At 71.5% G+C, this 23,612-nt stretch carries 24 protein-coding genes and 1 pseudogene; 14 read left to right on the top strand and 11 right to left on the bottom strand.

From position 1 onward, the window contains the following. Positions 1-137 precede the first annotated feature (137 nt). Positions 138-1,967, bottom strand: coding sequence for a phosphoenolpyruvate carboxykinase (GTP) (locus tag ACGH7X_RS24815; protein WP_399888059.1), 1,830 nt, complete (start codon positions 1,965-1,967; stop codon positions 138-140). A gap of 299 nt (positions 1,968-2,266) precedes the next feature. On the opposite strand from ACGH7X_RS24815, the gene ACGH7X_RS24810 reads away from it, so the two are divergent. From ACGH7X_RS24810 to ACGH7X_RS24800, 3 genes are read left to right on the top strand one after another with little or no spacing between them, the layout of a single operon-like run. Next, positions 2,267-2,974: a hemolysin III family protein gene (locus ACGH7X_RS24810; protein WP_399888057.1), complete on the top strand. Its 708-nt coding sequence runs from the start codon at positions 2,267-2,269 to the stop codon at positions 2,972-2,974. 40 nt (positions 2,975-3,014) lie between these two features. Further along, a complete protein-coding gene (locus ACGH7X_RS24805; RefSeq protein WP_399888055.1) occupies positions 3,015-3,689 on the top strand; it encodes a TetR family transcriptional regulator in 675 nt (224 codons plus the stop codon). 4 nt (positions 3,690-3,693) lie between these two features. Continuing rightward, a complete protein-coding gene (locus ACGH7X_RS24800) occupies positions 3,694-4,428 on the top strand; it encodes a Mut7-C RNAse domain-containing protein (protein WP_399888053.1) in 735 nt (244 codons plus the stop codon). An 82-nt stretch (positions 4,429-4,510) separates the two neighbouring features. Here the strand turns inward: ACGH7X_RS24800 and ACGH7X_RS24795 are convergent, their stop codons facing one another. Beyond that, positions 4,511-6,553 carry a thioredoxin domain-containing protein gene (locus tag ACGH7X_RS24795; protein WP_399888051.1) on the bottom strand — a complete coding sequence of 681 codons (2,043 nt, stop codon included), beginning with the start codon at positions 6,551-6,553 and terminating at the stop codon, positions 4,511-4,513. A 219-nt stretch (positions 6,554-6,772) separates the two neighbouring features. On the opposite strand from ACGH7X_RS24795, the gene ACGH7X_RS24790 reads away from it, so the two are divergent. Beyond that, positions 6,773-10,036 (top strand): tetratricopeptide repeat protein, encoded by a 3,264-nt coding sequence (locus ACGH7X_RS24790; RefSeq protein WP_399888049.1) that lies wholly within the window; start codon positions 6,773-6,775, stop codon positions 10,034-10,036. A gap of 21 nt (positions 10,037-10,057) precedes the next feature. Here ACGH7X_RS24790 and ACGH7X_RS24785 read toward each other — a convergent pair whose 3' ends face one another. Together ACGH7X_RS24785 and mca are read right to left on the bottom strand one after the other, a co-directional pair. Further along, entirely contained in the window at positions 10,058-10,294 is a 237-nt protein-coding gene (locus tag ACGH7X_RS24785; RefSeq protein WP_399888047.1) for a hypothetical protein, read from the bottom strand. Beyond that, a complete protein-coding gene (mca, locus tag ACGH7X_RS24780) occupies positions 10,287-11,168 on the bottom strand; it encodes a mycothiol conjugate amidase Mca (RefSeq protein WP_399888045.1) in 882 nt (293 codons plus the stop codon). The genes ACGH7X_RS24785 and mca overlap by 8 nt, the downstream gene beginning before the upstream one ends. A 179-nt stretch (positions 11,169-11,347) precedes the next feature. Here mca and ACGH7X_RS24775 point away from each other — a divergent pair, with 179 nt between their 5' ends. Both ACGH7X_RS24775 and greA read left to right on the top strand, forming a co-directional pair. Beyond that, positions 11,348-11,746, top strand: a complete 399-nt coding sequence (locus ACGH7X_RS24775) for a DUF4307 domain-containing protein (protein WP_399888043.1) — start codon at positions 11,348-11,350, stop codon at positions 11,744-11,746. Positions 11,747-11,926: 180 nt separating this feature from the next. Beyond that, on the top strand, positions 11,927-12,424 hold the full coding sequence (gene greA, locus ACGH7X_RS24770; RefSeq protein ID WP_399888041.1) for a transcription elongation factor GreA: 498 nt from the start codon (positions 11,927-11,929) through the stop codon (positions 12,422-12,424). Between the two features lie 85 nt (positions 12,425-12,509). On the opposite strand, the gene ACGH7X_RS24765 is transcribed toward greA, so the two are convergent. The 3 genes from ACGH7X_RS24765 to ilvA all read right to left on the bottom strand — a co-directional run bounded on the left by ACGH7X_RS24765 (position 12,510) and on the right by ilvA (position 15,771). Continuing rightward, positions 12,510-13,367, bottom strand: a complete 858-nt coding sequence (locus ACGH7X_RS24765) for an ABC transporter permease (RefSeq protein WP_399888039.1) — start codon at positions 13,365-13,367, stop codon at positions 12,510-12,512. Further along, positions 13,364-14,371 (bottom strand): ATP-binding cassette domain-containing protein, encoded by a 1,008-nt coding sequence (locus tag ACGH7X_RS24760; protein ID WP_399888037.1) that lies wholly within the window; start codon positions 14,369-14,371, stop codon positions 13,364-13,366. Before ACGH7X_RS24760 ends, ACGH7X_RS24765 begins: the two co-directional genes overlap by 4 nt. Positions 14,372-14,541: 170 nt before the next feature. Further along, positions 14,542-15,771: a threonine ammonia-lyase gene (gene ilvA / locus ACGH7X_RS24755; RefSeq protein WP_399888036.1), complete on the bottom strand. Its 1,230-nt coding sequence runs from the start codon at positions 15,769-15,771 to the stop codon at positions 14,542-14,544. A 168-nt stretch (positions 15,772-15,939) separates the two neighbouring features. Between ilvA and ACGH7X_RS24750 the strand changes: the two genes are divergently transcribed. The 3 genes from ACGH7X_RS24750 (at position 15,940) to ACGH7X_RS24740 (ending at position 17,486) form a co-directional block, all read left to right on the top strand. Continuing rightward, positions 15,940-16,440, top strand: coding sequence for a MarR family winged helix-turn-helix transcriptional regulator (locus tag ACGH7X_RS24750; protein ID WP_399897326.1), 501 nt, complete (start codon positions 15,940-15,942; stop codon positions 16,438-16,440). Positions 16,441-16,552: 112 nt separating this feature from the next. Then, on the top strand, positions 16,553-17,083 hold the full coding sequence (locus ACGH7X_RS24745) for a sigma factor-like helix-turn-helix DNA-binding protein (RefSeq protein ID WP_399888034.1): 531 nt from the start codon (positions 16,553-16,555) through the stop codon (positions 17,081-17,083). Between the two features lie 145 nt (positions 17,084-17,228). After that, positions 17,229-17,486 (top strand): hypothetical protein, encoded by a 258-nt coding sequence (locus ACGH7X_RS24740; protein WP_399888032.1) that lies wholly within the window; start codon positions 17,229-17,231, stop codon positions 17,484-17,486. 34 nt (positions 17,487-17,520) lie between these two features. Here ACGH7X_RS24740 and ACGH7X_RS24735 read toward each other — a convergent pair whose 3' ends face one another. Continuing rightward, complete coding sequence (locus ACGH7X_RS24735) at positions 17,521-18,675, bottom strand: cystathionine gamma-synthase (protein WP_399888030.1); 1,155 nt, start codon at positions 18,673-18,675, stop codon at positions 17,521-17,523. 96 nt (positions 18,676-18,771) lie between these two features. Here ACGH7X_RS24735 and ACGH7X_RS24730 point away from each other — a divergent pair, with 96 nt between their 5' ends. Further along, entirely contained in the window at positions 18,772-19,890 is a 1,119-nt protein-coding gene (locus tag ACGH7X_RS24730; protein WP_399888028.1) for a hypothetical protein, read from the top strand. A 61-nt stretch (positions 19,891-19,951) separates the two neighbouring features. Here the strand turns inward: ACGH7X_RS24730 and msrA are convergent, their stop codons facing one another. After that, positions 19,952-20,464: a peptide-methionine (S)-S-oxide reductase MsrA gene (gene msrA, locus ACGH7X_RS24725; protein ID WP_399888026.1), complete on the bottom strand. Its 513-nt coding sequence runs from the start codon at positions 20,462-20,464 to the stop codon at positions 19,952-19,954. Between the two features lie 261 nt (positions 20,465-20,725). On the opposite strand from msrA, the gene ACGH7X_RS24720 reads away from it, so the two are divergent. The 3 genes and pseudogenes from ACGH7X_RS24720 to ACGH7X_RS24710 all read left to right on the top strand — a co-directional run. After that, positions 20,726-21,079 carry a DUF6247 family protein gene (locus ACGH7X_RS24720; RefSeq protein ID WP_399888024.1) on the top strand — a complete coding sequence of 118 codons (354 nt, stop codon included), beginning with the start codon at positions 20,726-20,728 and terminating at the stop codon, positions 21,077-21,079. Between the two features lie 69 nt (positions 21,080-21,148). Next, on the top strand, positions 21,149-21,349 hold the full coding sequence (locus ACGH7X_RS24715; protein WP_399888022.1) for a hypothetical protein: 201 nt from the start codon (positions 21,149-21,151) through the stop codon (positions 21,347-21,349). Positions 21,350-21,406: 57 nt separating this feature from the next. Continuing rightward, positions 21,407-21,553, top strand: a pseudogene (locus tag ACGH7X_RS24710) (DUF4291 family protein); the annotation flags it as partial. A gap of 61 nt (positions 21,554-21,614) precedes the next feature. Here ACGH7X_RS24710 and ACGH7X_RS24705 read toward each other — a convergent pair. Further along, a complete protein-coding gene (locus ACGH7X_RS24705; RefSeq protein WP_399888021.1) occupies positions 21,615-21,935 on the bottom strand; it encodes a hypothetical protein in 321 nt (106 codons plus the stop codon). A 41-nt stretch (positions 21,936-21,976) separates the two neighbouring features. Here ACGH7X_RS24705 and ACGH7X_RS24700 point away from each other — a divergent pair, with 41 nt between their 5' ends. Further along, positions 21,977-22,960 (top strand): ISAs1 family transposase, encoded by a 984-nt coding sequence (locus ACGH7X_RS24700; RefSeq protein ID WP_399897323.1) that lies wholly within the window; start codon positions 21,977-21,979, stop codon positions 22,958-22,960. Between the two features lie 36 nt (positions 22,961-22,996). On the opposite strand, the gene ACGH7X_RS24695 is transcribed toward ACGH7X_RS24700, so the two are convergent. Continuing rightward, a complete protein-coding gene (locus tag ACGH7X_RS24695) occupies positions 22,997-23,584 on the bottom strand; it encodes a TetR/AcrR family transcriptional regulator (RefSeq protein ID WP_399888019.1) in 588 nt (195 codons plus the stop codon). Between the last annotated feature and the right edge of the window lie 28 nt (positions 23,585-23,612).

Genomic DNA, 23,612 nt, shown 5'->3' with positions numbered 1-23,612 from the left:
CGAGCGGGATCTCTCCGCGCTCCGGGTTGTTACGAGCTACTGGAGTGCGGGGAGACCCCCTCGCGGCCGGCCTTCGTGACGACTTCGCGGGTCAGGGCTAGCCGGACCGGCCGCGGAGCATGGTGGTGACGGTGCGTTCAGCCCAGGCGCTGCACCAGGGCCCGGTACTGGTCCCACAGCTCGGTGGGCGTGTGGTCGCCGAAGGTGTTCAGGTGCTCGGGGACGAGCGCCGCCTCCTCGCGCCACACCTCCTTGTCGACGCTGAGCAGGAAGTCCAGGTCGGCGTCGGCGAGGTCGAGGCCGTCGGTGTCGAGGGAGCCCTTGGCCGGCAGCACGCCGATCGGCGTCTCGACGCCCTCCGCGCGGCCCTCCAGGCGCTCCACGATCCACTTCAGGACGCGGCCGTTCTCGCCGAAGCCGGGCCAGACGAACTTGCCGTCGTCGTCCTTGCGGAACCAGTTGACGTAGTAGATCTTGGGCAGCTTGGACTGGTCCTTGTCCTTGGCCACGTCGATCCAGTGACCCATGTAGTCGCCCATGTTGTAGCCGCAGAACGGCAGCATGGCGAACGGGTCGCGGCGCAGCTCGCCGACCTTGCCCTCGGCGGCGGCGGTCTTCTCGGAGGCCACGTTGGCGCCGAGGAAGACGCCGTGGTTCCAGTCGAAGGACTCGGTGACCAGCGGTACGGCGGTGGCGCGGCGCCCGCCGAAGAGGATCGCCGAGATCGGCACGCCCCTGGGGTCCTCCCACTCCGGCGCGATGATCGGGCACTGCGCGGCGGGCGTGGTGAAGCGGGCGTTGGGGTGCGCGGCCGGCGTACCGGACTCGGGCGTCCAGTCGTTGCCCTTCCAGTCGGTGAGGTGGGCCGGGGTCTCCTCGGTCATGCCCTCCCACCACACGTCGCCGTCGTCGGTGAGGGCGACGTTGGTGAAGACGGAGTTGCCCCACAGGGTCTTCATCGCGTTGGCGTTGGTGTGCTCACCGGTGCCGGGCGCGACGCCGAAGAAGCCGGCCTCGGGGTTGATGGCGTACAGACGGCCGTCCTCGCCGAAGCGCATCCAGGCGATGTCGTCGCCGATCGTCTCGACGGTCCAGCCGGAGATCGTGGGCTCCAGCATGGCGAGGTTGGTCTTGCCGCAGGCCGACGGGAAGGCGGCGGCCACGTACTTGGCCTCTCCCCGCGGCGGGGTCAGCTTGAGCACCAGCATGTGCTCGGCGAGCCAGCCCTCGTCGCGGGCCATGACGGAGGCGATGCGCAGCGCGTAGCACTTCTTGCCGAGCAGGGCGTTGCCGCCGTAGCCCGAGCCGTAGGACCAGATCTCGCGGTCCTCGGGGAAGTGCGAGATGTACTTGGTGCTGTTGCAGGGCCACGGGACGTCCGCCTCGCCCTCGGCGAGCGGGGCGCCGACGGAGTGCACGGCCTTGACGAAGAAGCCGTCGTCTCCCAGCTCGTCCAGGACCGGCTGTCCCATGCGGGTCATGGTGCGCATGGAGGCGGCGACGTACGCGGAGTCGGTGATCTCGACGCCCAGCGCGGAGAGCGGGGAGCCGAGGGGGCCCATGCAGAAGGGCACGACGTACATGGTCCGGCCGCGCATGGAGCCGCGGAAGAGGCCGCCCTCGCCGCCCGTGCCCTTGAAGATCTCCCGCATCTCGGCGGGGTCCTTCCAGTGGTTGGTCGGACCGGCGTCCTGCTCCTCGGCGGAGCAGATGAAGGTCCGGTCCTCGACGCGGGCGACGTCGGAGGGGTCGGAGGCCGCGTAGTAGGAGTTGGGGCGCTTGATCGGGTCGAGCTTCCTGAAGGTGCCCTTGGCCACGAGCTCCCCGCACAGGCGCTCGTACTCGGCCTCGGATCCGTCACACCAGACCACTGCGTCCGGCTGGGTCAGTTCGGCGATCTCGTTCACCCACGAGACCAGTTCCTGATGGTTGGTGGGGACGGGGGGAGCAGCGATGTCGCGCGCCACGATTGCTCCTAAATGAGGGGTTTTTTGTTTGGGAGGCCCCGTGGGGGCTGCGACCCGGATGCGTGACGATGACCTCGCGGGCGCTCATCCGGTGTCGACCGCACTCATTTGATCATCCGACGCGAGCGCCCATCTGTCCAGAGGGCGTCACACCTGAGCGGCGTGAGGATCGCCACGTACCCGCGCCGGGGGCAGGTAGGGGATGCGGCGCCGAGTACCCCGTGAGACGATGGCCACTCGCCGTTCGTCATACGTCCGTACTGATACGTAACTTACGGAACCGTAGGTACGATGCGACCATGACTGCGTCCGTCCCCGACGCGCCCAAGGACTCGGCGGCCGCCGGCCGCGGCGGCCCTCAGGCGCTCTCCCTTCCGTATCCGGCCAAGCCGAAGCTGCGCGGCTGGCTGCACCTCGGCATGTTCCCGGCCGTGCTCGTCGCCGGCCTGGTGCTCACCGCTCTCGCCGAGTCGCCCGAAGCCCGCGTCGCCTGCGGGATCTACGTCCTGACGGCCTGCCTGCTGTTCGGCGTCAGCGCGCTCTACCACCGGGGCAACTGGAGCCCGCGCATGGACGGCGTACTGCGCCGCCTCGACCACGCGAACATCTTCCTGATCATCGCGGGCACCTACACCCCGCTCACGATGCTGCTGCTGCCCGGCGCCCAGGGCGAGTGGCTGCTGTGGGGCATCTGGGCGGCCGCGGCGGCGGGGATACTGTTCCGCGTCTTCTGGGTCGGCGCCCCACGCTGGCTCTACACCCCCTGCTACCTCGCCATGGGCTGGGCGGCCGTCTTCTACCTCCCCGAGTTCATGCGGGCCGGCGGCATCGCCGTCCTCGTCCTGGTGATCGTCGGCGGGCTGCTCTACAGCGCGGGCGGCGTGATCTACGGCCTCAAGCGTCCCAACCCCTCACCGCGCTGGTTCGGCTTCCACGAGGTCTTCCACTCCTTCACGCTGGCCGCCTTCATCGCGCACTACGTGGGGATCTCGCTGGTCGCGTACTGACCGGTGCCCGGCCACCCGGGCATGGCCGACAATGATCCCCATGACGGCCGCGCGTTCCCCTCTCTCCCCCCTCTCCCCCGCCGGCGTCCCGCGGCCGGGGCTGCGGGAGCGCAAGAAGACCAGGACCCGTGAGGCGATCCGCACCGCGACCTACGCGCTGATCCGGGAGCAGGGGTACGAGGCCACGACGGTCGAGCAGATCGCCGGCCGCGCCGAGGTGTCGCCGTCGACCGTCCTGCGCTACTTCCCGGCCAAGGAGGACATCGTCCTCACGGACGCCTACGACCCGGTCATGGCGGCGGAACTCGCCGCCCGGCCGGCGGGCGAGCCGTGGCCGGTCTCCCTGCGGCACGTCCTGCGCAAGGCCCTCGACCTCGGCGCGGGCGAGGAGTCCGAGCTGACCCGGCTGCGCACGCGGCTGCTGGCCGAGGTGCCCGCCGTGCGCTCGCGCATGCTGGAGAACATGTCGGCCACCGGCCGGGTGCTCGCCCGCGCCATCGCCGACCGCACCGGCCTCGACCCGGACGGGCTGGAGGTCCGGATCGTCTCGATGTCCCTGGTCGGCGGCCTGATGGAGGTCTCGCGGTACTGGGCCGAGCACGATCACGAGGAGAGCCTCGCCGAGCTGGTCGACCGCGCCCTCGACGCCCTGGAGCACGGGCTGCCCGCCCTCGGAAAAGGCCGGGGCCACGCCGCGCCCTCCGTGGCATCCTGACCGGGTGAACGGTCCCGAGATCCACGTCGAGTTCGCCGCCGAGCTGCACCTGTTCGTCCCACGCGCCCGCCCCACCGGCGCCGCCCGCGCGGCCACCGACGGCGTCTCCACCCTCGGCCACCTCGTCGAGTCCCTCGGCGTCCCGCTGACCGAGGTCGGCACGCTGCTCGTCGACGGCCGCGAGGTCCCGCCCGGACACATCCCGGCGGGCGGCGAGTCGGTGAGCGTACGGCCCGTCGAGCACCCCCAGCGGGTCCCGGGCGCTCCGCTGCGCTTCCTGCTCGACGTGCACCTCGGCACCCTCGCCCGCCGGCTGCGGCTGCTCGGCGTGGACGCGGCGTACGAGTCGACGGACCTCGGCGACCCGGCGCTCGCCGCGCTGTCGGCGGCCGAGAAACGGGTCATGCTCAGCCGCGACCGCGGTCTGCTGCGCCGCCGCGAGCTGTGGGCCGGCGCCTACGTCTACAGCACCCGCCCCGAGGAGCAGCTCCAGGAGGTCCTGGACCGGTTCCGGCCGGGACTGAGCCCGTGGACGCGGTGCACCGCCTGCAACGGACTGCTGGAGTCCGCCACCAAGGAAGAGGTGGCGGACCAGCTCAAGGGCGGCACCGAGCGCTCGTACGACGTGTTCGCGAAGTGCGGCGCCTGCGGACGCGCGTACTGGAAGGGCGCGCACCACGAGCAGTTGGAGGCCATCGTGGAGGCGGCGGTGCGCCGGGGCACCCAGGACGGCCGGTAGGGACCGTATTCACGGTACGCACTGAGCCGCCGTACGCCCTCGGCCGCAGTACGCCCTACGTCGCCGTACGCCCTACGTCGTTTCAGCCGGTCGGGGCCGCACCCAGTGCGGCACGCAGCCGCTCGGGGTCGGTCGTCGGCGCGTCGCAGGTGAAGTTCCGGCAGACGTACGCGGCCGGCGCCCCGCCCACCAGGGGCCGGTCGGCGAGCAGCGGGAACTCGTCGCTCCCCTCGGCCCCGAAGGCGACGACCGCCCCGGGCGCCGTCCCCAGCAGCGCCGTACGGTGCAGCCCCTGCGCCACGCCGTCGGCCGGCTCCGCCGCGACGACGGCGACCTCGCGGGGACCGTCGAGCAGCGCCTCGGCGGCCGCGAGACCCCAGCCGATGAAGCGCGGGACCCGCGGGCCGAGCGCCTTCACCACGCCGAGGGCCTGCTCGGCGGCGGTGCGGTGCGCCTCGGAACCGGTGTGGGCGGCGTACGAGAGCAGGGCACCCGCGGCGGCGCTCCAGCCGGACGGGGTGGCGTTGTCGGTGGGGTCCTGCGGGCGGCGGATCAGCTGCTCGGCGTCGGCCGCGGTGTCGTAGAGCGAGCCGGAGCCGTCGGTGAAGCGGATCAGGACGTGGTCGAGCAGGAAGCCGGCGAAGTCCAGCCAGACGCCCTCCCCGGTGACCGACGCCAGCGCGAGGAAGCCCTCCGCGACGTCGGCGTAGTCCTCCAGTACCCCGGCGTTGCCACCGGCCCGGCCGTCCTTACTGGTGCGGGTGAGCCGGGCGTGCTCGTCCAGGTGCAGCCGCACCAGCAGGTCGGCGGCGGCGACGGCGGCCTCGACCAGGTCGGGGCGCTCGAAGTAGGCGCCGGTCTCGGCGAGCGCGGCGATCGCGAGCCCGTTCCAGGCGGCGACCACCTTGTCGTCCCGACCCGGGGCGGGACGCCCGTCCCGCGCGGCCAGCAGCCGCCGCCTGACCGAGGCGATCCGCTCCGCGTCGAACACGCCCTCCTGCTGCGGCAGTTGCAGGACGGAGGCGCCCTGCTCGAAGGTGCCCTCCTCGGTCACGCCGAAGTACTGCGCGGCCAGGGCCGCGTCGTCGGCGCCGAGCACCTCGGTGAGCTGGGCGGGCGTCCACACGTAGTACGCGCCCTCGACGTGCTTGCCCATGCCGTCGTCGCTGTCCGCGTCCAGCGCTGAGGCGAACCCGCCCTCGGCGGTGCGCAGTTCCCGCACCATGAAGTCGGCGGTCTCCAGCGCGACCCGGCGGGCGAGATCCGAGCCGGTGGCGCGCCAGAGATGGGCGTAGACCCGGCACAGCAGCGCGTTGTCGTACAGCATCTTCTCGAAGTGCGGCACGACCCACTCGCGGTCCACGGAGTAGCGGGCGAAGCCGCCGCCCAGCTGGTCGTAGATGCCGCCGCGGGCCATCCGCTCGCAGGTGTCGCGGGCCATCTGGAGGGCACCCTCGGCGCCGGTGCGGGCGTGGTGGCGCAGCAGGAACTCGACGGCCATGGACGGCGGGAACTTCGGCGCCCCGCCGAACCCGCCGCGCTGCTCGTCGTACTCCCGGGTGAGCCCGAGCAGCGCCTGCCCGAGCTGCTCCTCGCCGGGCGGCTGCGCGTCGCCGTAGGAGATCTCCCGCCCGGCGAGGTCCCGGACGATCTTCCCGGCGACCTCGGTGACCTCCTCGCGCCGCTCCCCCCAGGCCTGTTGGACGCCCTGGAGCACCTGGCGGAAGGACGGCATGCCGTGCCGTGGCTCGGGCGGGTAGTACGTGCCGAAGTAGAAGGGCTCCGCGTCCGGCGTGAGGAAGACGGTCATGGGCCAGCCACCCTGCCCGGTCGCCGCCTGCACGGCCTCCATGTAGACGGCGTCGACGTCGGGGCGCTCCTCGCGGTCGACCTTGACGCTCACGAAGTGCGAGTTGAGGAACTCGGCGGTGGGCCCGTCCTCGAACGACTCGTGCGCCATCACATGGCACCAGTGGCAGCTCGAGTAGCCGACGCTGAGCAGCACCGGCACGTCCCGCCGCCGCGCCTCCTCGAACGCCTCGTCCGACCAGGGCCACCAGTCGACGGGGTTGTCGGCGTGCTGAAGGAGATAGGGGGACGTCTCGTGCGCCAGTCGGTTCGGCATGGTGTCCATCCTGCCCCAGTACCCGCGCCTCGCCGGACAGCACACCGCCGTACCCCGCGCCGACTCTCCCCAGGGTCTCCTCGTCGCAGGACACTTGACCCGCGCATAACCGGGGAAGGACCCGGGGATGGGCCGGGAGGGCCCCTGGGACGCCTGGGGCCACCGGGATGCCCGGGGCCACCCGGGAAGAGACACCGATGCCGCCGGAGGGGGCGCGACATGCGGGACAGTCATCGGGCGGAGGCCGAGGGGCTGCTGAGGCGGGCCGTGGAGGAGGAGGTACGGCGCACGGGCGGACGCACGGACGGGAACGTACTGCTCTCCAGGGCCCGCACGGCCCTGGACGCCATGGCGGGGACGGCGGACGAGGAGTACGAGGCCTACACCCACGCCCTCGACGAGGCGGCCGCCGGACAGCTCACCTTCCGGCAGCGCTACGCCCGGGAGGGCGCCGGCACTCCCCTGCTGGTGGCCGCCGTGGCGGCGGTCGCCGCGGTGGTGGCCGACGTGGCGCTCGGCACCGGCACGGGCACGGCGGTGGGCGCGGGCGTGGCGGTCGGGGTCGTCGGGGCCGCGGCGACCGTGGTGAAGGTGGTCGGGGCCCATGTGCCGGCCGCCCACCACCGGGCCGGTGCCGTCAGCCAGCCCGGGGGGCCCGAGCAGTTGCGGCTCCAGTGGCTCACCGCGCTGGAGGTGCGCGGCATCCGGCCGTTCCTGGACCAGCAGCGGATGCTCGCCGCGTCCACGGGACCCGCCAAGACCGGGCCGAAGCTGCGGGGTGTCGACAAGAGCGCGGCCGCCCGGGGGCGCAGCGTGCTGGAGCAGTCGTTCGGACAACTGCCGGAGCCGGGGGGCTCGTTCGCGGGCCGGCGGCAGGAGATGGCGCGGCTGCGGCAGTGGGTGCAGGCGGCCCGCGCGAGCACGGAGACGAAGCCGACGGTGGTGGTGCTGCACGGGGCGCCCGGCAGCGGCCGGACGACGCTGGCGGTGCGGGCCGTCCACGAGCTGCGGGACTACTTCCGCGGGGCGTGCCTGGTCGACCTGCGCGGGGACGGTTCGGCGGCGGGCGGTTCCGGACTGGACGGCTCCGGACTGGACGGCTCCGGGGCGGTCGGCTCCGGGGTGGGCGGCGAGTCGCCGCTGAGCACCCGGGACGCGCTGCTGCATCTGCTGAACCGGCTCGGGGCGCCGCGCGAGCAACTGCTGTTCCGGGAGCGGTCCTCCGCGGACCAGCAGGTCAAGCGGCTCAGCGAGCTGTACCACCAGCATCTGACGGGCGTGCCGGTCACCGTCGTCCTCGACGACGCCTCGGACCCGGAGCAGGTGCGCACGCTGATCCCGGAGCGGTCGGACAGCCTGGTGCTGGTCACCGCGCGCCATGCGCTGGAGCTGCCGGCCGACCTGCCGGCGCGGGTGTACGACCTGCCCGTCGAGGCGCTGGACGCGGCGGGCGCGGAGGAGCTGCTGAGCGCCGCAGCCGAGGACGCGTCGGGTCCGTACGACGCCGATTCGAGCGACCTGATCCGGCAGTTGTGCGGCGGGCTGCCGCTGGCGCTGCGGGTCGCCGGATCGTCGCTGGGCGCGCGCTCGCCGCGGGCTCTGGCGACCGACCTGGGCGCCTACGGGCCGGTGGAACCGGTCGAGCGGGCGCTGTGGCTGCGCTACACCGACCAGCCGGAGCCGGCCCGGCGGCTGCTGCGCCGGCTGGCGCTGGCGGGCCGCACCTCGCTGGGTGCCGCTGCCGCCGCCGCGCTGCTGGCCACGGACGAGACGGAGGCGACCCGGCAGCTGACGGCCCTGTCGCGGGCGGGTCTGATCGACCACGTCCGGGGCAGCCGCTACCGCCTGCACGACGTGGTGCGCGCCTTCGCCCGCGCCCGGCTCGCCGACGAGGAGGAGCCCGGCGAGCGCACGGCCGCGCAGGAACGGCTCATCGCGAACTACGCCGAGTTGGCCGACTCCGTGCTGCGCCTGGTCGACGGCAACATGTCGACCCGCTCGAACCAGTTCGGACAGTACGGCTTCACGTCCCTGGACGAGGCGCTGCGCTGGCTGGACGACGAGTCGAGCTTCATCACGGCGACGCTCAGACACGCGGAGGGCGTCGACCAGGGCGCGGTGCTGAACCTGCTGGGCGCGCTGTGCGACTACTGCCTGCTGCGCGGCGACCTGTACCGGCTGGGGGAGATCAACGAGCTGGCGCAGTCCGTGGACCAGGGGCTGCTGGTGCGCTCGGTGCAGTGGCGCACCGGTATCGCGGCCCGGCAGCTCGGCGAGCTGGACAAGGCGCGCTCCACGCTGACCTCCGTGGTCGACCTGTACCGGGAGGCCCACCACGACGCGGGAGCGGCGCGTGCCCTGTGCTCGCTGGGGATCACGCTGCATCACCAGGGGAACCTGACCGAGGCGGCGGCCAAGCTCCGGGAGGCGCTGGACCTCCAGGCCTCGCCCGAGCTGGACACGGACCGGGCGTGGACGCTGCACGCGCTGGCGGCGGTGCAGCGCGACCGGGCCCGGCTGGCGGAGGCCCTGGACCTGCTCAACGAGTCACTGGTGCTGCACCGCGCGGGCGAGTCGGTGCACGGCCAGGCCTGGGCCCACTTCCAACTCGGTCAGCTGCACCTGCGCATGGGCGACGTACCGCTCGCCGAGGCGGATCTGCGGGCGGCCCTGGAGCTGTACGGCCGCACCCAGGACACCCGCGGCGAGGCCTGGGCGCTGACCCAGCTGGCGCGGGCCCGCCTGGTGGACGGCGACGCCTCCGAGGCGGTGGCGGAACTGCGGCGGGCGGGCGCCCGGCACCGGGAGAACGAGGACGCGCGCGGCGAGGCCTGGACGGTCTACTACCTGGGCCAGGCCCTGGAGGAGACCGGTGACCTGGACCAGTCGGTCCGCGAGCTGGAACGCTCCCGCACGATGTTCTCCCGGATGCGCGACGTGTACGGCCTGGCCTGTGCCCGGCACCACTCGGCGCGGGTGACCCGTGACCAGCGCGCCGCGCAGACGGGCTCGCTGCGCAACTCCGGCTTCGCCCGGCAGCTCCTGGTGGACGCCCGGGCCGACTTCCAGCGCATCGGCGTCGGCCACGGGGAGGCGTGGACCTGCCTGGAGCTGGCGGTGGTGGACGCGGGCAACGCCCGTACGCCCCAGGCGCTGGCCCTGTGCGACGAGGCGACGGCCCTGTTCGCGTCGTACGGCGACCGGCGGGGCGAGGACTGGGCCCGCTTCCTGCGCTGCACCCTGCTGCCGTACGCGGCTCCGGGCGGCGTGGAGGTCGGCACGGCGGTGGCGCAGGAGGAGCTGGCCCAGCTGTCCCGGGCCCGCCACCCCGCGCGGGACGCCAAGCTGGACGACTACGTGGACGCCTTCCAGCTGCTGCTGGAACGCGGCGTCCAGCTCGAGTCCGGCTGGCAGGCCTGGCGCCTGGGCATGGTCCCGAACCGTCAGGCCCGGGAGGTCATGGGGGTGGCGGTGACGGCGTAGCGCCGGCCAGGACGGGTCCCTTTAACCCCGCTGGGGCTTCGCCTCACCACCGGCGGGGGTCTCGGCGTCCCCCGTCTCCTTGAAGTCGACCTTGCCCATGTGCCGGTTCATGGACTTCATCAGGCCCCAGACCGCCAGGGCCATCACCGCGAAGACGATGAACCCGAGGACACCGGGGGTGACCTTGTCCTCGTCGAGTTCGGCGAGGGTGACGAGGTGCGTCATTGCCAGGCTTGCGCTTGCACTCATGTCAGGCATTGTCCCGGATGCCCGCGAAGAGGTCGTCCTCGGGGAGGGAGGTTTCCACGAGGGACTTCGCGAGCTCGTACTCCTCGGTGGGCCAGACCTCCTTCTGGATCTCCATCGGCACCCGGAACCAGCCCCCGTCGGGGTCGATCTGCGTGGCGTGCGCGATCAACGCCTTGTCGCGGATCTCGAAGAAGTCCGCGCAGGGCACGTGCGTGGTGAGGGTGCGCTCCTTGCGCTCGAACTCCGCCCAGCGCTTGAGCCAGTCCCCGTAGGGCGACTCCAGGCCGCGCTCCAGCAGCGCGGTGTGCAGCGCCTCGGTGCGGGGACGGTTGAAGCCCTGGTTGTAGTACACCTTCATCGGCTGGTACGCCGGTCCGTACTCGCTCTCCGGGTACTTCTCGGTGTCGGCCGCGCCCTCGAAGGCCACCATCGTGATCTTGTGGGTCATGATGTGGTCGGGGTGCGGGTAGCCGCCGTTCTCGTCGTAGGTGGTGACCACCTGGGGCCGGAAGGAGCGGATCTTCCGCACCAGCTCACCGGCCGCCTTGTCGACGTCCTCCAGGGCGAAGCAGCCCTCCGGCAGCGGCGGCAGCGGGTCGCCCTCGGGCAGGCCGGAGTCGACGAAGCCGAGCCACTCCTGCTTGACGCCCAGGATCTCCCGGGCCTCGTCCATCTCCTTCTTGCGTACGTCGTGGATGTTCTCCTCGATGTAGGCGTCGCCCTGGAGCTTCGGGTTGAGGATGGAGCCGCGTTCCCCGCCCGTGCAGGTCACCACCAGCACGTCCACCCCCTCGGACACGTACTTCGCCATGGTGGCCGCGCCCTTGCTCGACTCGTCGTCGGGGTGGGCGTGGACGGCCATCAGTCGCAGCTGGTCAGTCAAGACTCAATCCTCGGTCAGTAGGCGCCCGTGTGTATCGGCGCAATTTAATGGGGCCGCCCCGCAGGGGCGTCGTTGAGGGGCGGCGGTCGGGTGGCGGCAGGGAGGCTTCTATAGTGACCGAATCGGGCTCGGAATAATTCCGGGGCCCGGGAAGACCGGCTCCTGCCGAGAGGACGATCATGAGTACGGCGAGCACGCGGACGCCCGAGGGCCGCTACGGCCGCTCCTCGGACGAACGTGCCGACCGCACGCTCAAGGTCGTCGGCGCCGTGCTCGGCGCGCTCCTGCTCGCGCTGATCGGCTGGTTCGGCTACCACTACGTCGGTCAGAACAAGATCAGTGGCGAGCTGATCGGGTTCGAGCTCGCCGAGAACTCGGTGCAGGTGCACCTGGAGGTCCGCAAGGACGCCGGCGTCACCGGCTACTGCACGGTGCGCTCCCAGGCGGAGAGCGGCGACGAGGTGGGCCGGGCCGACTTCCGCTTCGACGGGGACGACACCCGCATCGACAAGGTCGTCACCCTGCGGACCAAGGCCGCCGGCACGAGTGCCGAGCTGCTCGGCTGTCATCCGGAGTGACCCAGCGGGACCTGCCGGCGCCAATCCACGGTGCCTGACCTGCGGTGACATGAATCTGGTGGCTTATGTCCTCCCCCTTTGGCCACTGAATTGTTAGGCTCGTGGTTTCGCCCTTCCGTGGAGGAACATCCTTCTGGGTAGGGCGTTGATTTGTATTCCCAGTACCAACGAGGAGCACCCGTGACCCAGACCAGCGAGAACGTCACCTGGCTGACCCAGGAGGCGTACAACAAGCTCAAGGAGGAGCTTGAATACCTTACTGGTCCTGCGCGCACCGAGATCTCTGCCAAGATCGCCGCGGCTCGCGAGGAGGGGGACCTGCGTGAGAACGGCGGGTACCACGCGGCGAAGGAGGAGCAGGGCAAGCAGGAGCTCCGCGTGCGCCAGCTGACCCAGCTGCTCGAGAACGCCAAGGTGGGTGAGGCCCCGGCCGCGAACGGCGCGGTGGCCCCCGGCATGGTCGTCACGATCGCCTTCGACGGCGACGAGGACGACACGCTGACCTTCCTGCTCGCCTCCCGCGAGTACGCGAGCTCGGACATCGAGACCTACTCTCCGCAGTCCCCGCTGGGCTCCGGCGTCCTCGGCCACAAGGTCGGCGATGACGCGCAGTACGAGCTGCCCAACGGCAAGCCTGCCTCGGTGAGGATCCTCAAGGCCGAGCCGTACAACGGCTGACCGGCCCGCCTCCCCCCTCGCCAGTCGAGCCCCCGGTGTCCCCGTGACGCCGGGGGCTCGTCGCTGTCGGACCGTCGCGTCGTCGTCAGGTGGCGGCCGAGCGGTACTTGCGCACCGCCAGCGTCCGGAAGACCGCGATGATCAGGACGGACCAGATCACCGAGGCCCAGACGGGATGCTGCATGGGCCAGGCGTCCGACTGCACGACGCCCGGGTTGCCGAACAGCTCGCGGCAGGCCTGCACCGTGGCGCTGAACGGGTTCCACTCGGCGATGTGCCGCAGCCAGGGCGTCATCTGGCTGGAGTCCACGAAGGCGTTCGAGATGAACGTCACCGGGAACAGCCAGATGATCCCTCCCGAGGTCGCCGCCTCCGGCGTGCGCACGGACAGGCCGATCAGCGCCCCGATCCAGGTGAAGGCGTATCCCAGGAGCAGCAGCAGCGCGAAGCCGGCCAGGATTCTGCCGGCGTTGGTCGGGTCGGCCGAGCCGGTGCGCCAGCCCACGATCAGCGCGACGATCGCGAGGACGAGCAGCGTGATGGCCGTCTGCACGAGATCGGCGACGGTGCGGCCGGTCAGTACCGCGCCGCGGGCCATCGGCAGGGAGCGGAAGCGGTCGACGAGCCCCTTCTGCATGTCGTCGGCGATACCGGCCGCCGATCCCGCGGTGGCGAACGTGACGGTCTGCGCGAAGATGCCCGCCATCAGGAAGTCCTTGTAGACACCCGGGTCGGTGGTGTTCCCGATCTTCATCGAGCCGCCGAAGACGTAGGTGAAGAGGACGACGAACATCACCGGCTGGATGACCCCGAACAGGACCATCTCCGGAATCCTGGTCATCCGGATCAGGTTTCTTCGGGCGATGACCAGCGAGTCCCGGACGGACTGGCCGAGGGGGTTGATGGGCGCCTTGGCCGGCGCCGCGTCGGTGGCGGCGCTCACTTGGCGGCCTCCTTCTCCTGGTCGTGGTCGGCGTCGTCCGCCGGGTCGCTCGCCTCTTCCTCGGCCTCGGCCACGTGGCCGGTGAGGGAGAGGAAGACGTCGTCGAGGGTGGGGCGGCGCAGACCGATGTCGTCGATCTCGATGCCGCGGACGTCGAGTTCGCGGATGACCTCGGCGAGGAGCTTCGCGCCGCCGGTGACGGGGACGGTCAGCTTGCGGGTGTGCTCCTCGACGCTGGTCGAGCCCTTGCCGAATCCGGCGAGCACCTCGGCGGCCGTCTCTATGTGGTCGCGCTCGTGGACCACGACCTCGACGCGCTCTCCTCCGGTGCGGGCCTTGAGCTGGTCGGAGGTGCCGCGGGCGATGACGCGGCCGTGGTCGACGACCGCGATGTCGTGCGCGAGGTGGTCGGCCTCCTCCAGGTACTGCGTGGTCAGCAGCAGGGTCGTGCCGCCGGCGACCAGCTGCTTGATGACCTCCCACAGCTCCTGCCGGTTGCGTGGGTCGAGACCCGTCGTCGGTTCGTCCATGAACATGACGGGCGGGGAGACGACCAGGGCCGCCGCCAGGTCGAGCCGGCGGCGCATGCCTCCCGAGTACGTCTTGGTGGGCCGGTCGGCGGCGTCCGAGAGGTGGAACTGTTCGAGCAGCTCACCGGCGCGGGCCTTGGCGGCCTTGGCCTTCATCTGGTAGAGCTGGCCGACCATTTGCAGGTTCTCCCGGCCGGTCAGGTATTCGTCGACCGCGGCGAACTGGCCGGACAGGCCGATGGAGCGCCGCACCTCGTTGGGCTGCCTGAGGACGTCGATGCCCGCCACGACCGCCTTGCCGCTGTCGGGGCGCAGCAGGGTCGTGAGGCAGCGGACGGCGGTGGTCTTGCCCGCGCCGTTCGGCCCGAGCAGGCCCAGGACCGTGCCCTCGGGGACATCGAGGTCGACGCCGTCCAGAGCCCTTACGTCACCGAAGGTCTTCACCAGACCTTCGGCATAGATGGCGCCTGGCATATGAGTCTCCACGTCGTCGGGGAATCTTCTGAAAGCCTAGGTTTGTACGTTTCGCCGCGCTCAGCGAGCGATTTACGACACACCATAACGCGATGTATCGCGTCTCACAATGCACTTTCTCGAACGAGTGACGAAGCGGTTCCCGGCCCCTGTTCAGGGGCTTGCCGGGCTCAGGCGATGACGGTGTAGCCCGCCTCCCGCAGCGCCCGGCCGACCTCGGCACAGTGCTCCGGGCCCTTCGTCTCCAGGTGCAGCTCGACCTCCGCCTCCGTGAGCCCGAGCCGCGGATGGGTCCGGACGTGGCTCACATCGAGGACGTTAGCGTCGACCACTGACAACACCCCGAGAAGCGTGGCCAGGGCGCCGGGCCGGTCCGTCAGCCGCAGCCGGACCGCCAGGTAGCGGCCCTGCGCGGCCATGCCGTGCCGCAGCACGCCCTGCATCAGCACCGGATCCACGTTGCCGCCGGACAGCACCGCCACCACCGGTCCCTCGAAGGCGCCCGGCTCGCTCAGCAGCGCCGCCACCGGGCTCGCCCCGGCCGGCTCCACGACCAGCTTCGCCCGCTCCAGACACAGCAGCAGGGCGGTGGACAACTCGTCCTCGGAGACCGTACGGACCTCGTCCACCAGCTCGCCGACGATCCCGAACGGCACGTCACCGGGCCGCCCCACCTTGATGCCGTCGGCCATCGTCACCGGGTTCTCGACGGCCACCGGACGACCCGCGGCCAGCGAGGGCGGGTAGGCCGCTGCGCCCTCCGCCTGCACGCCCACGATCCGCACGTCCGGCCGCAGCGCCTTGACGGCGACCGCGATCCCGGCCACCAGCCCTCCCCCGCCGATGCCGACCACGACGGTCCGCACCTCGGGGCACTGCTCGAGGATCTCCAGCCCGACCGTGCCCTGGCCCGCGATGACGTCCGGGTGGTCGAAGGGGTGGATGAACACCGCGCCGGTCCGCTCCGCGTACTCCTGCGCGGCGGTCAGCGTCTCGTCGACCACCTGACCGTGCAGCCGCACCTCCGCGCCGTAGTCCCGGGTCGCGCTGATCTTCGGCAGCGGGGCCCCCTTGGGCATGAACACCGTCGACCGCACGCCCAGCAGCGACGACGCGAGCGCGACGCCCTGCGCGTGGTTGCCCGCGCTCGCCGCCACCACACCGGCGGCCCGCTGCTCGGGCAGCAGCCCGGCGATCCGGACGTAGGCGCCGCGCAGCTTGAACGAGCCCGTCCGCTGGAGGTTCTCGCACTTGAGGTGCACGGGTGAGCCGACCAGCTGGGACAGGTGCCTGCTGCCCTCCATCGCGGTCACCCGTGCCACGCCCGAGAGCATCTTCTGGGCTCCGCGCACGTCGTCGAGGGTGACCGGTCCGACCAGGGCAGCCGTGCTGTAGCTCATACCTCCAGCATCGCAGTTCACGGGCGCCGGGGACGGTTGTGACCAACCTCCGAGACCCGCTTTGCCCAGCGCCGGTACGCCTTGCCGCCCGGCCGCGTACCCTGTCCCCCAATTAGCAGCCCTCCACGAAGTGAGCCCCCGGCCATGCCCACAACACCTGAAATGTCGATGGACATGACGACCGCCGGTGACACCGGTCTTCTCGAGACGCTCCAGCACGAGGTCGCGCTCTTCGCCCGCCGTGCCGAACAGACCCGGCTCGGCGGGGTCGGGCAGGTGCGCAACTCCATGGACCGCGCCGCCTACCTGTTGCTCAACCGCCTCGACAAAGAGGGCCCGATGGGCGTGAAGGCGCTCGCGGCGAGCATGGGAATCGACTCCTCGACGGTCACCCGGCAGGTGGCCCCGCTCGTCGACACCGGGCTCGTCAAGCGGACCTCGCACCCCGAGGACGGACGCGCCGTGGTCCTCCAGCTGTCCCCTCGCGGCGTGTCGCGGCTGGAGGAGGTCCGTTCCTCCCGGCGTCAGCTCATGGCCGAGCTGACCCACGACTGGGCGCCGGAGGAGCGCGAGGAGTTCTGTGCGCTCCTCGCGCGCTTCAACGGCGCCCTGTCCGCCCGTATGGCCCCCTCCGGCGCGGCGCCGGCCGAATCGCCGTCGGGCTCCTGAGCGACCCTTCACGCGCTTTCCGGAGCGGTTCGCGCCGGACTCTTGACCGGCGGGCCACCCCTGGCCTGATATGAGACCTCAGGGGTCGGTCGCCGGCTGGGCGGGAGGCGCGGTGCGAGCACGGCATGCGTCCCACGGTGCCCGCCGGGCCCGCGAGTTCGAGGCGTTCGTCGCGGGCGCGGCAGGGCGGCTGCTGCACGCCGCCACCCTGCTCACCGCCGAGACCCCGGACGCCAACCCGCGCGCGCGGCGCCTGCTGGCCCTGAGCCTCGCCCACACCTACGCGTACTGGGACCGGCTGCACGGGGAGGACCCGTACGACCGGGCCCGCCAGTACCTGGCCACCCGCTTCGCCCGTGAGGCCTGGCACCGGTACGGCGCCCTCGGCCGGGCCCGCCGGCCCCCCGCGGGACCCTTGGGCGGGCTCGCCCCGCAGGAACGCCTCATCCTGGTGCTCAGGCTGTACGAGGGGGTCGCCGAGGAGCAGGCGGCCGCGCTGCTCGGGCTGCCCGTGGAGCGGGTGCGGACGATCTGCGACCGGGCGACGGCCACCCTGCTGCGCCCGCCCACCGCACCGGCCCGCCGGGTGCCGGCGGAGGCGGAGGCGAAGGCAAAGGCGAAGGCCAAGGCGGCGACGCCGTGACGGGCACGGCGGGCGACCCGAGTACGCGCACGGCCACCGGTACGGCCACCGGTGCGCCCACCGGGCCGTCGACCGGTGATGCACCCACCGGGCCGTCGACCGGCATGGCGAGCGGCACGCGCGCGTGGGGCATCGGGAGGCCGCGGTGAACCGCCCGAAGCGCGAGGCCGCCGCGCGGCGGATCATGGAGCAGCCCTCGCCGCGGGTGCCGCCCGAGCTGTACGCGGAGGCCGTGCGCCGCGGCGGCCGCATGCTGCGGCGCAGGACCGCCGCCCGCCGCCTGATGTGGCTGCTGCTGGGCGCCGCGGCCGTGGCGTTCACGGTGTGGGCGCTGACCGTGCAGCCGTGGGTGGTGCCGCCCTCGGAGACGACCCCGCCCGTGACCGGCTGGGAGGGCTGGTGAGACCTCCCGGCCGGCGCGGCAACAGGGGCCTGTCCTAGCCGAGCGCCTGCTGGAGGTCCGCCAGGAGGTCCTCGGCGTTCTCGATGCCGACCGACAGACGCACCAGGTCCGCCGGCACCTCCAGGGCCGAGCCCGCCGCGGAGGCGTGCGTCATCCGGCCCGGGTGCTCGATCAGCGACTCGACGCCGCCCAGGGACTCGCCGAGCGTGAAGACCTTCGCGCGGTCGCACACGTCGACGGCGGCCTGCTCGCCGCCCTCGACACGGAACGACACCATGCCGCCGAACGCCTTCATCTGCTTGGCGGCGACCTCGTGCCCCGGGTGCTCCGGCAGCCCCGGGTACAGCACGCTCGTCACGCGCGCGTGCCGGGAGAGCATGTCGGCGACCTTGGTCGCGTTCTCGCTGTGCCGGTCCATGCGCACCGCGAGGGTCTTGGTGCCGCGCAGCACCAGCCAGGAGTCGAAGGGCCCGGCGACCGCGCCCATCGCGTTCTGGTGGAAGGCCAGTTCCTCGCCCAGCTCCTGGTCGTCGACGATCAGCGCGCCGCCGACGACGTCGGAGTGGCCGCCCATGTACTTGGTCAGGGAGTGCACGACGACGTCCGCGCCCAGCGCCAGCGGCTGCTGGAGGTACGGCGTGGCGAAGGTGTTGTCGACGACGAGCCGGGCGCCGGCGGCACGGGCGACCTGGGCCACGGCGGCGATGTCGGTGATCCCCAGCAGCGGGTTGGAGGGCGTCTCCACCCACACCGCCTTGGTCTTCGGGGTGAGTGCGGCCCGCACGGCCGCGGGGTCGCCGGTGTCCGCCACGGACCACTCCACGCCCCACCGGGTGGCGACCTTGGCGAAGAGGCGGAAGGTGCCGCCGTACGCGTCGTTCGGGATCACCACGTGATCACCGGGGCGCAGCAGCGTACGCAACAGGCAGTCCTCGGCCGCCAGTCCGGACGCGAACGCGAGACCGCGGCGGCCGCCCTCCAGGGCGGCGAGGTTCTCCTCCAGCGCCGTACGGGTCGGGTTGGCGCTGCGGCTGTACTCGTAGCCGCCGCGCAATCCTCCGACGCCGTCCTGCTTGTACGTCGACACCTGATAGATCGGCGGGACGACCGCGCCCGTCAGGGGATCGGCGGTGTTGCCCGCGTGAATCGCGAGCGTCTCGAAGTGCTGACTGATGTGCCTGTCGCTCATGGGCACCGAGGGTAGCCGTGCGGAACGCTTCGCGCGTTTTCCACAGGGCGGGGGACAGGTTGGCCAATTGTCGGCGGCGTCTGGTTCGCTTGAGACATGGAGATTCTCTGGGTCCTGATGGCACTGGTCATGCTCGGCTTCGTGCTGCTCCAAATCTCGCGGCGCCGGCGCGGCGCGGTCGGCCTGGTCCCGCCCGGCCACCCGGACGCCGCCGACCCCGCGAACTACGGCTTCGCCCGCGAGGAGGAGCTGGACATCCGCATGCCGGGTCCTGACCACGACCTGCTGGACGTCCTGGACCTGGTGCAGCGCACGCAGGACTACCGGGGAGCGCAGCAGCTCCTCGCCGGCACGGAGGCGGAGGGCGAGCGGCGCTGGCAGCGCGTGCAGGCCTTCGCGGGCGCCGCTTCGCTGGAGCTGCGGCAGCGGCCCGGCGGCGTCGGGGAGACGCCGGGTGGGCAGTGGCTGCGGGTGTGGCGGGCCGAGGCCCCCAAGGACGCGGGCGGCGCGGCGGTGCACGCCGAGTTCCTGGTGCAGCAGGCGTGGCGTACGGCGACGCCTGGCACGGACGACTTCCGGATCATCATGGAGGAGGCGAGGGCGGCCTGCGCGGAGGCGGCGCTGCTCGCCCCCGGTGACCCGATCCCCTACATCGTCGAGCTGTCCGTGGCCCGCGGCCTCGGCTACCCGCGCGAGGACTTCGAACAGCTCTGGCTGAAGATCCTTGACCGCGCCCCCGACCACATGGGCGCGCACCTGGCCGCCCTGCAGTACTGGTGCGAGAAGTGGCACGGCTCCCGCGCCCTGGCGTACTCCTTCGCGGAGGCGGCGGCCGCCCGCGCCCCGCGGGGCTCCCTGCTCGCGGCGATGCCCCTCTTCGCGGTCTTCGAGCACCTGCCCGAGGTCAACCTGGTCAGTGGTTTCTACCAGAGCGAGGTCGTCACCAAGGCCGTCCACGGCGCCCTGCACGCGGTCCACTCGGCCCGCCCGGACGACCCGATGCAGGCGCACGTCCGCCACCTTCTGGTCTTCTTCCTGGTCCGCGGCGAGCGCTGGGCCGAGGCGATGAACCAGCTGACGGTCATAGACGGCCACGTCGGCGCCCTGCCCTGGACCCTGTCCGGCGACCCGGCGGCGGAGTTCGCGGTCTACCGCGCGCTCGCGGTGGCGGGCTACGAGGCGAACGGCGGCAGCCCGGCGACGCTTCCGCAGTGAGGGGTGTCAACGCGGACGGCCCGGTCGCAATGCCGACCGGGCCGCCTGGTACCACCCGCGCTCAGCCCGCGGTACGGGCGGGCAGCCGCCAGCCCGGGCGCGGGAAGTGGCAGGTGTACCCCTCCGGGTAACGCTGCAGGTAGTCCTGGTGCTCGGGCTCGGCCTCCCAGAAGGGTCCGACCGGCTCCACCTCGGTGACGACCTTGCCGGGCCACAGTCCGGAGGCGTCCACGTCGGCGATCGTGTCCTCGGCGATCCGCTTCTGCTCGTCGTCCACGTAGTAGATCGCGGAGCGGTAGCTGAGGCCGATGTCGTTGCCCTGGCGGTTCTTGGTGCTCGGGTCGTGGATCTGGAAGAAGAGCTCCAGGATCGCGCGGTAGTCGGTCGCCTCGGGGTCGAAGAGGATCTCGATGGCCTCCGCGTGCGTGCCGTGGTTGCGATACGTCGCGTTCGGCACGTCACCCCCGGTGTACCCGACCCGGGTCGCGGTCACGCCCGGGAGCCGACGGATCAGCTCCTCCATCCCCCAGAAGCATCCGCCCGCCAGCACGGCCCTCTGCGTCTGCGCAGCCATCGCGGCCCTCCAATGTCTCTCAGCTCGTTCACTCGGGCCGGCTACCCGGCCGCCCACACACGACCGGCCTCCGCACCCGCCCTGTCCAACACACGAGGCCCCCCGACGATTCCACGCCGACCGCCCGACCTGGCCCGGCGTGTGGCGACGCGAGGCCCGGACGGGCGCATCGGTTCTGCCTTCACCCGTTCGAGCGGTGGGCCGGCACTTGCGACGCATAGCCTGACGCACGGGACCGGAATCGCGCCCACGGGAGTAGCAATGACCACCTCCGCCGCCGGGCAACCGCTCATGCCCCAGCCCCCTGCTACGGTCGCCGCACTGCGTCAAGCCATCAGGCAGATCGCGCCGGCGGCGCTACCGGCGTTCACACGAGACTTGGATCAGGCGGCGGACCAGTCCCGGCAGGGCTCGGATCTGGCACCCCTGCAACGCTTCGTCGCCCAGTGGGCCGCCCACGTCTACATCCAGCGCCAGCCAGGCCTGGCAGCAGACCTGCGCAGCTGGGAGAAGCACGTCGAGTCGGGCGACGCCACCCAGGCACGACGGGCCGCCTCCGAGATCGGGCGCATCCTCGACCAAGCACACGCCGCTGTCGGCCTTCACTCCCGATGACCATGCAGTGGCAATGGGAGTACTGCCCCTGACCACGATCACGTGGCAGGTGGTATCCCGGTCCACGTCGTGGCGGAAGTAGAACGTCTGGCTGGTCAACTCACCGACCTGGCCACTACAGGCGTCGACATCAGCGACCTGGGCAACGGCCCGCGTCCGGGCGGACTACGACGGATGGCCGCAGCCGGCGGATGGTTCCACTTCCTGGTCGCGCCACGGGATCCGCTGGTCATCGTCGTCCGTATCGTCCCCCCGTTCGACGCGCTGTGACCGTCCTCGCCGAAAACCGTTGGCCGGACCAGAGCGTCCAGGCCCACGCTGTACGTCATGCAGGAACCACACCGTGAGATACGGACGGCCTACACGGCGTCCACCGTCACCGTCTACCAGGCGTACGCACCGGAGATCGGCCTCCCCGCCGTCCGCGAGGGACGTTTTCCGGCCGCGTGGAAGCGGGACAGGATGACGTGGGTCACCAAGCCGCGTCCACAGACCTCTATCGGGGTCTGACGGCGAAGTCGTGCGTCTCGCGGTGTCAGCCGTCGAACCGGTCCCACTCCACCAGGTCGGCCAAAGGGGCGAGAGCCCTGCGGTGGGTGGCGCCGGCCCAGGCGCTGAACCCATTGCCGCTTCCTTCGTCTGTGACATGCAGGACAAGCCCGGGAGCCACGTAGAAGCGCGTGGGAGCCGCAGGCCAGAACGGGCGCAACGGCACGAGAAGGAGTGCCTCAGCGAGCCGGTCGACCTGCTCTGCGGTGAGCCGCCAGGACAATGCCACGTAGTCGGCGCCCATGGATGCTTCGAAGAGCGAGAACTGGATGAGGAAGCCACTGAGTGGTTCCTGCTCAGCGATCACCGGTTCGTCGTCCTCACTGAACCAGACCCGGCGCTGGCGGGCTGCCCACGGCGCTGGCACATCTACCGGATCCACGAGCTCGTCGTGGTGTGCGGCACCGGCTGCCGGTCGTAGACAGCGCGGCGGTCTGCGCTGTTGTGGCCGGCTGCCGCTCCTACACGGCGATCGCCGAATGGATCGACGACGTCCCAGCCGCGACCATGAGCGCCTTGGGTATCAATCCTGATCGCAGGCCGTCCGAGGCGATGGTCCGCCGCCTGCTGCAAGCACTCGATCCTGACCTGCTGACCGCGGCGATCGGTGACTGGCTCACCGGCTGGGCCACGATCACGGAGGAGCCGGCCACGAGACAAGCGATCGCGGTCGACGGCAAGACTCTGCGCGGCTCACGCAGCAGCGGCAGCACTCCCCGGCACGTCCTCGCAGCCTGTGACCAGGACACCAGCGTCGTCCTCGCGAGCACCGACGTTGACCGCAAGACCAACAAGATCACTCGCTTCGCACCGCTGCTCGACCAGATCAGTGACCTGCGCGGCACCGTGATCACCGTCGACGCGCTGCACTGCCAGCGTGATCACGTCACCTACCTGTCCGAACGCGGCGCCGACTGGATGCTGACCGTCAAAGGCAACCAGCCCACCCTGCACCAGCAATTGGCCGGCCTGCCCTGGCGGGCCGTCCTGGACGTCACCCGCGAGGCCGGCCGCGGACACGGCCGCCGGGAGATCCGCACCCTGAAGATCCTGACCGTCTCCACCGGCATCGACTTCCCGCACGCCGCCCAGGCCATCCAGATCCGCCGCCGGCGGCACCGTTTGGACCAGCCGAACCAGATCCACTGGGTCCGCGATGTCACTTACGACGAAAACCGCTCCCAGATCCGCACCGGACCCCAGGTCATGGCCGCCCTGCGCAACGCCGCCATCGGCGCACTCCGCATCACCGGCGTCACCAACATCGCCGCCGCCAACCGCCACCACGCCCGCGACAGCACCCGATCACTGGCACTACTCGGCATCACCTAACGACTTTGCCGGGGCTCTGGGTGTCCAGGGCACCATTCAACGTAGTGGATGTGGTCTCCCGGGGACACGGCCGGCGGCTGCGGCAACGGTTGCCAGGTCTTCGCTCGAGAAGCCGGCGCGGCTCAGCACCGCCAGGGATTTGTTCGTCGCCAGCGTGCACAACGCCAGCTCTGCCGCCTCCTGCTCACCGGCCCCCGCCGCCAGCAACGCCTGCTCCAGCCTCGCCCGCAAACCGTCGATCATGGCGCGGACCATCGCCCGGCCCTCCGCGTCAAGCGCCGGGAACTGCGTTGCCGACACCGTGAGCAGGCAGCCATCCGGAACCGTCGGGTCGGCGATACGGTTCAGGGCGACCTGCAGGAAGGCGGTCACAACGGCGCTCGGGCTCGGGTGGGGGCCGGACAGTGCCTGCTCGTACAGCGGGTGGTAGGTCTGCGCGTAGCGTTGGAGGCTTTTCCGGAAGAGGGCGCTCTTGTCGCCGAAGGTGCCGTAGAGCGAGCCCCGGCCCAGGCCCGTGCCCTCGGCCAGGCGATCAATCGAGGCCTCCGAATAGCCCCAGCGCCAGAAGACGTGCATCGCACGTCGTAGCGCATCGTCCACGTCGAATTGCTTGCGGCCTGCCATGGTCCGTCAGCCTACACATCTTGTACTG

It is taken from the genome of Streptomyces sp. BBFR51, from assembly GCF_044591655.1.
Lineage (GTDB): Bacteria > Actinomycetota > Actinomycetes > Streptomycetales > Streptomycetaceae > Streptomyces.
This window is presented reverse-complemented; position numbering and strand designations above follow the sequence as displayed.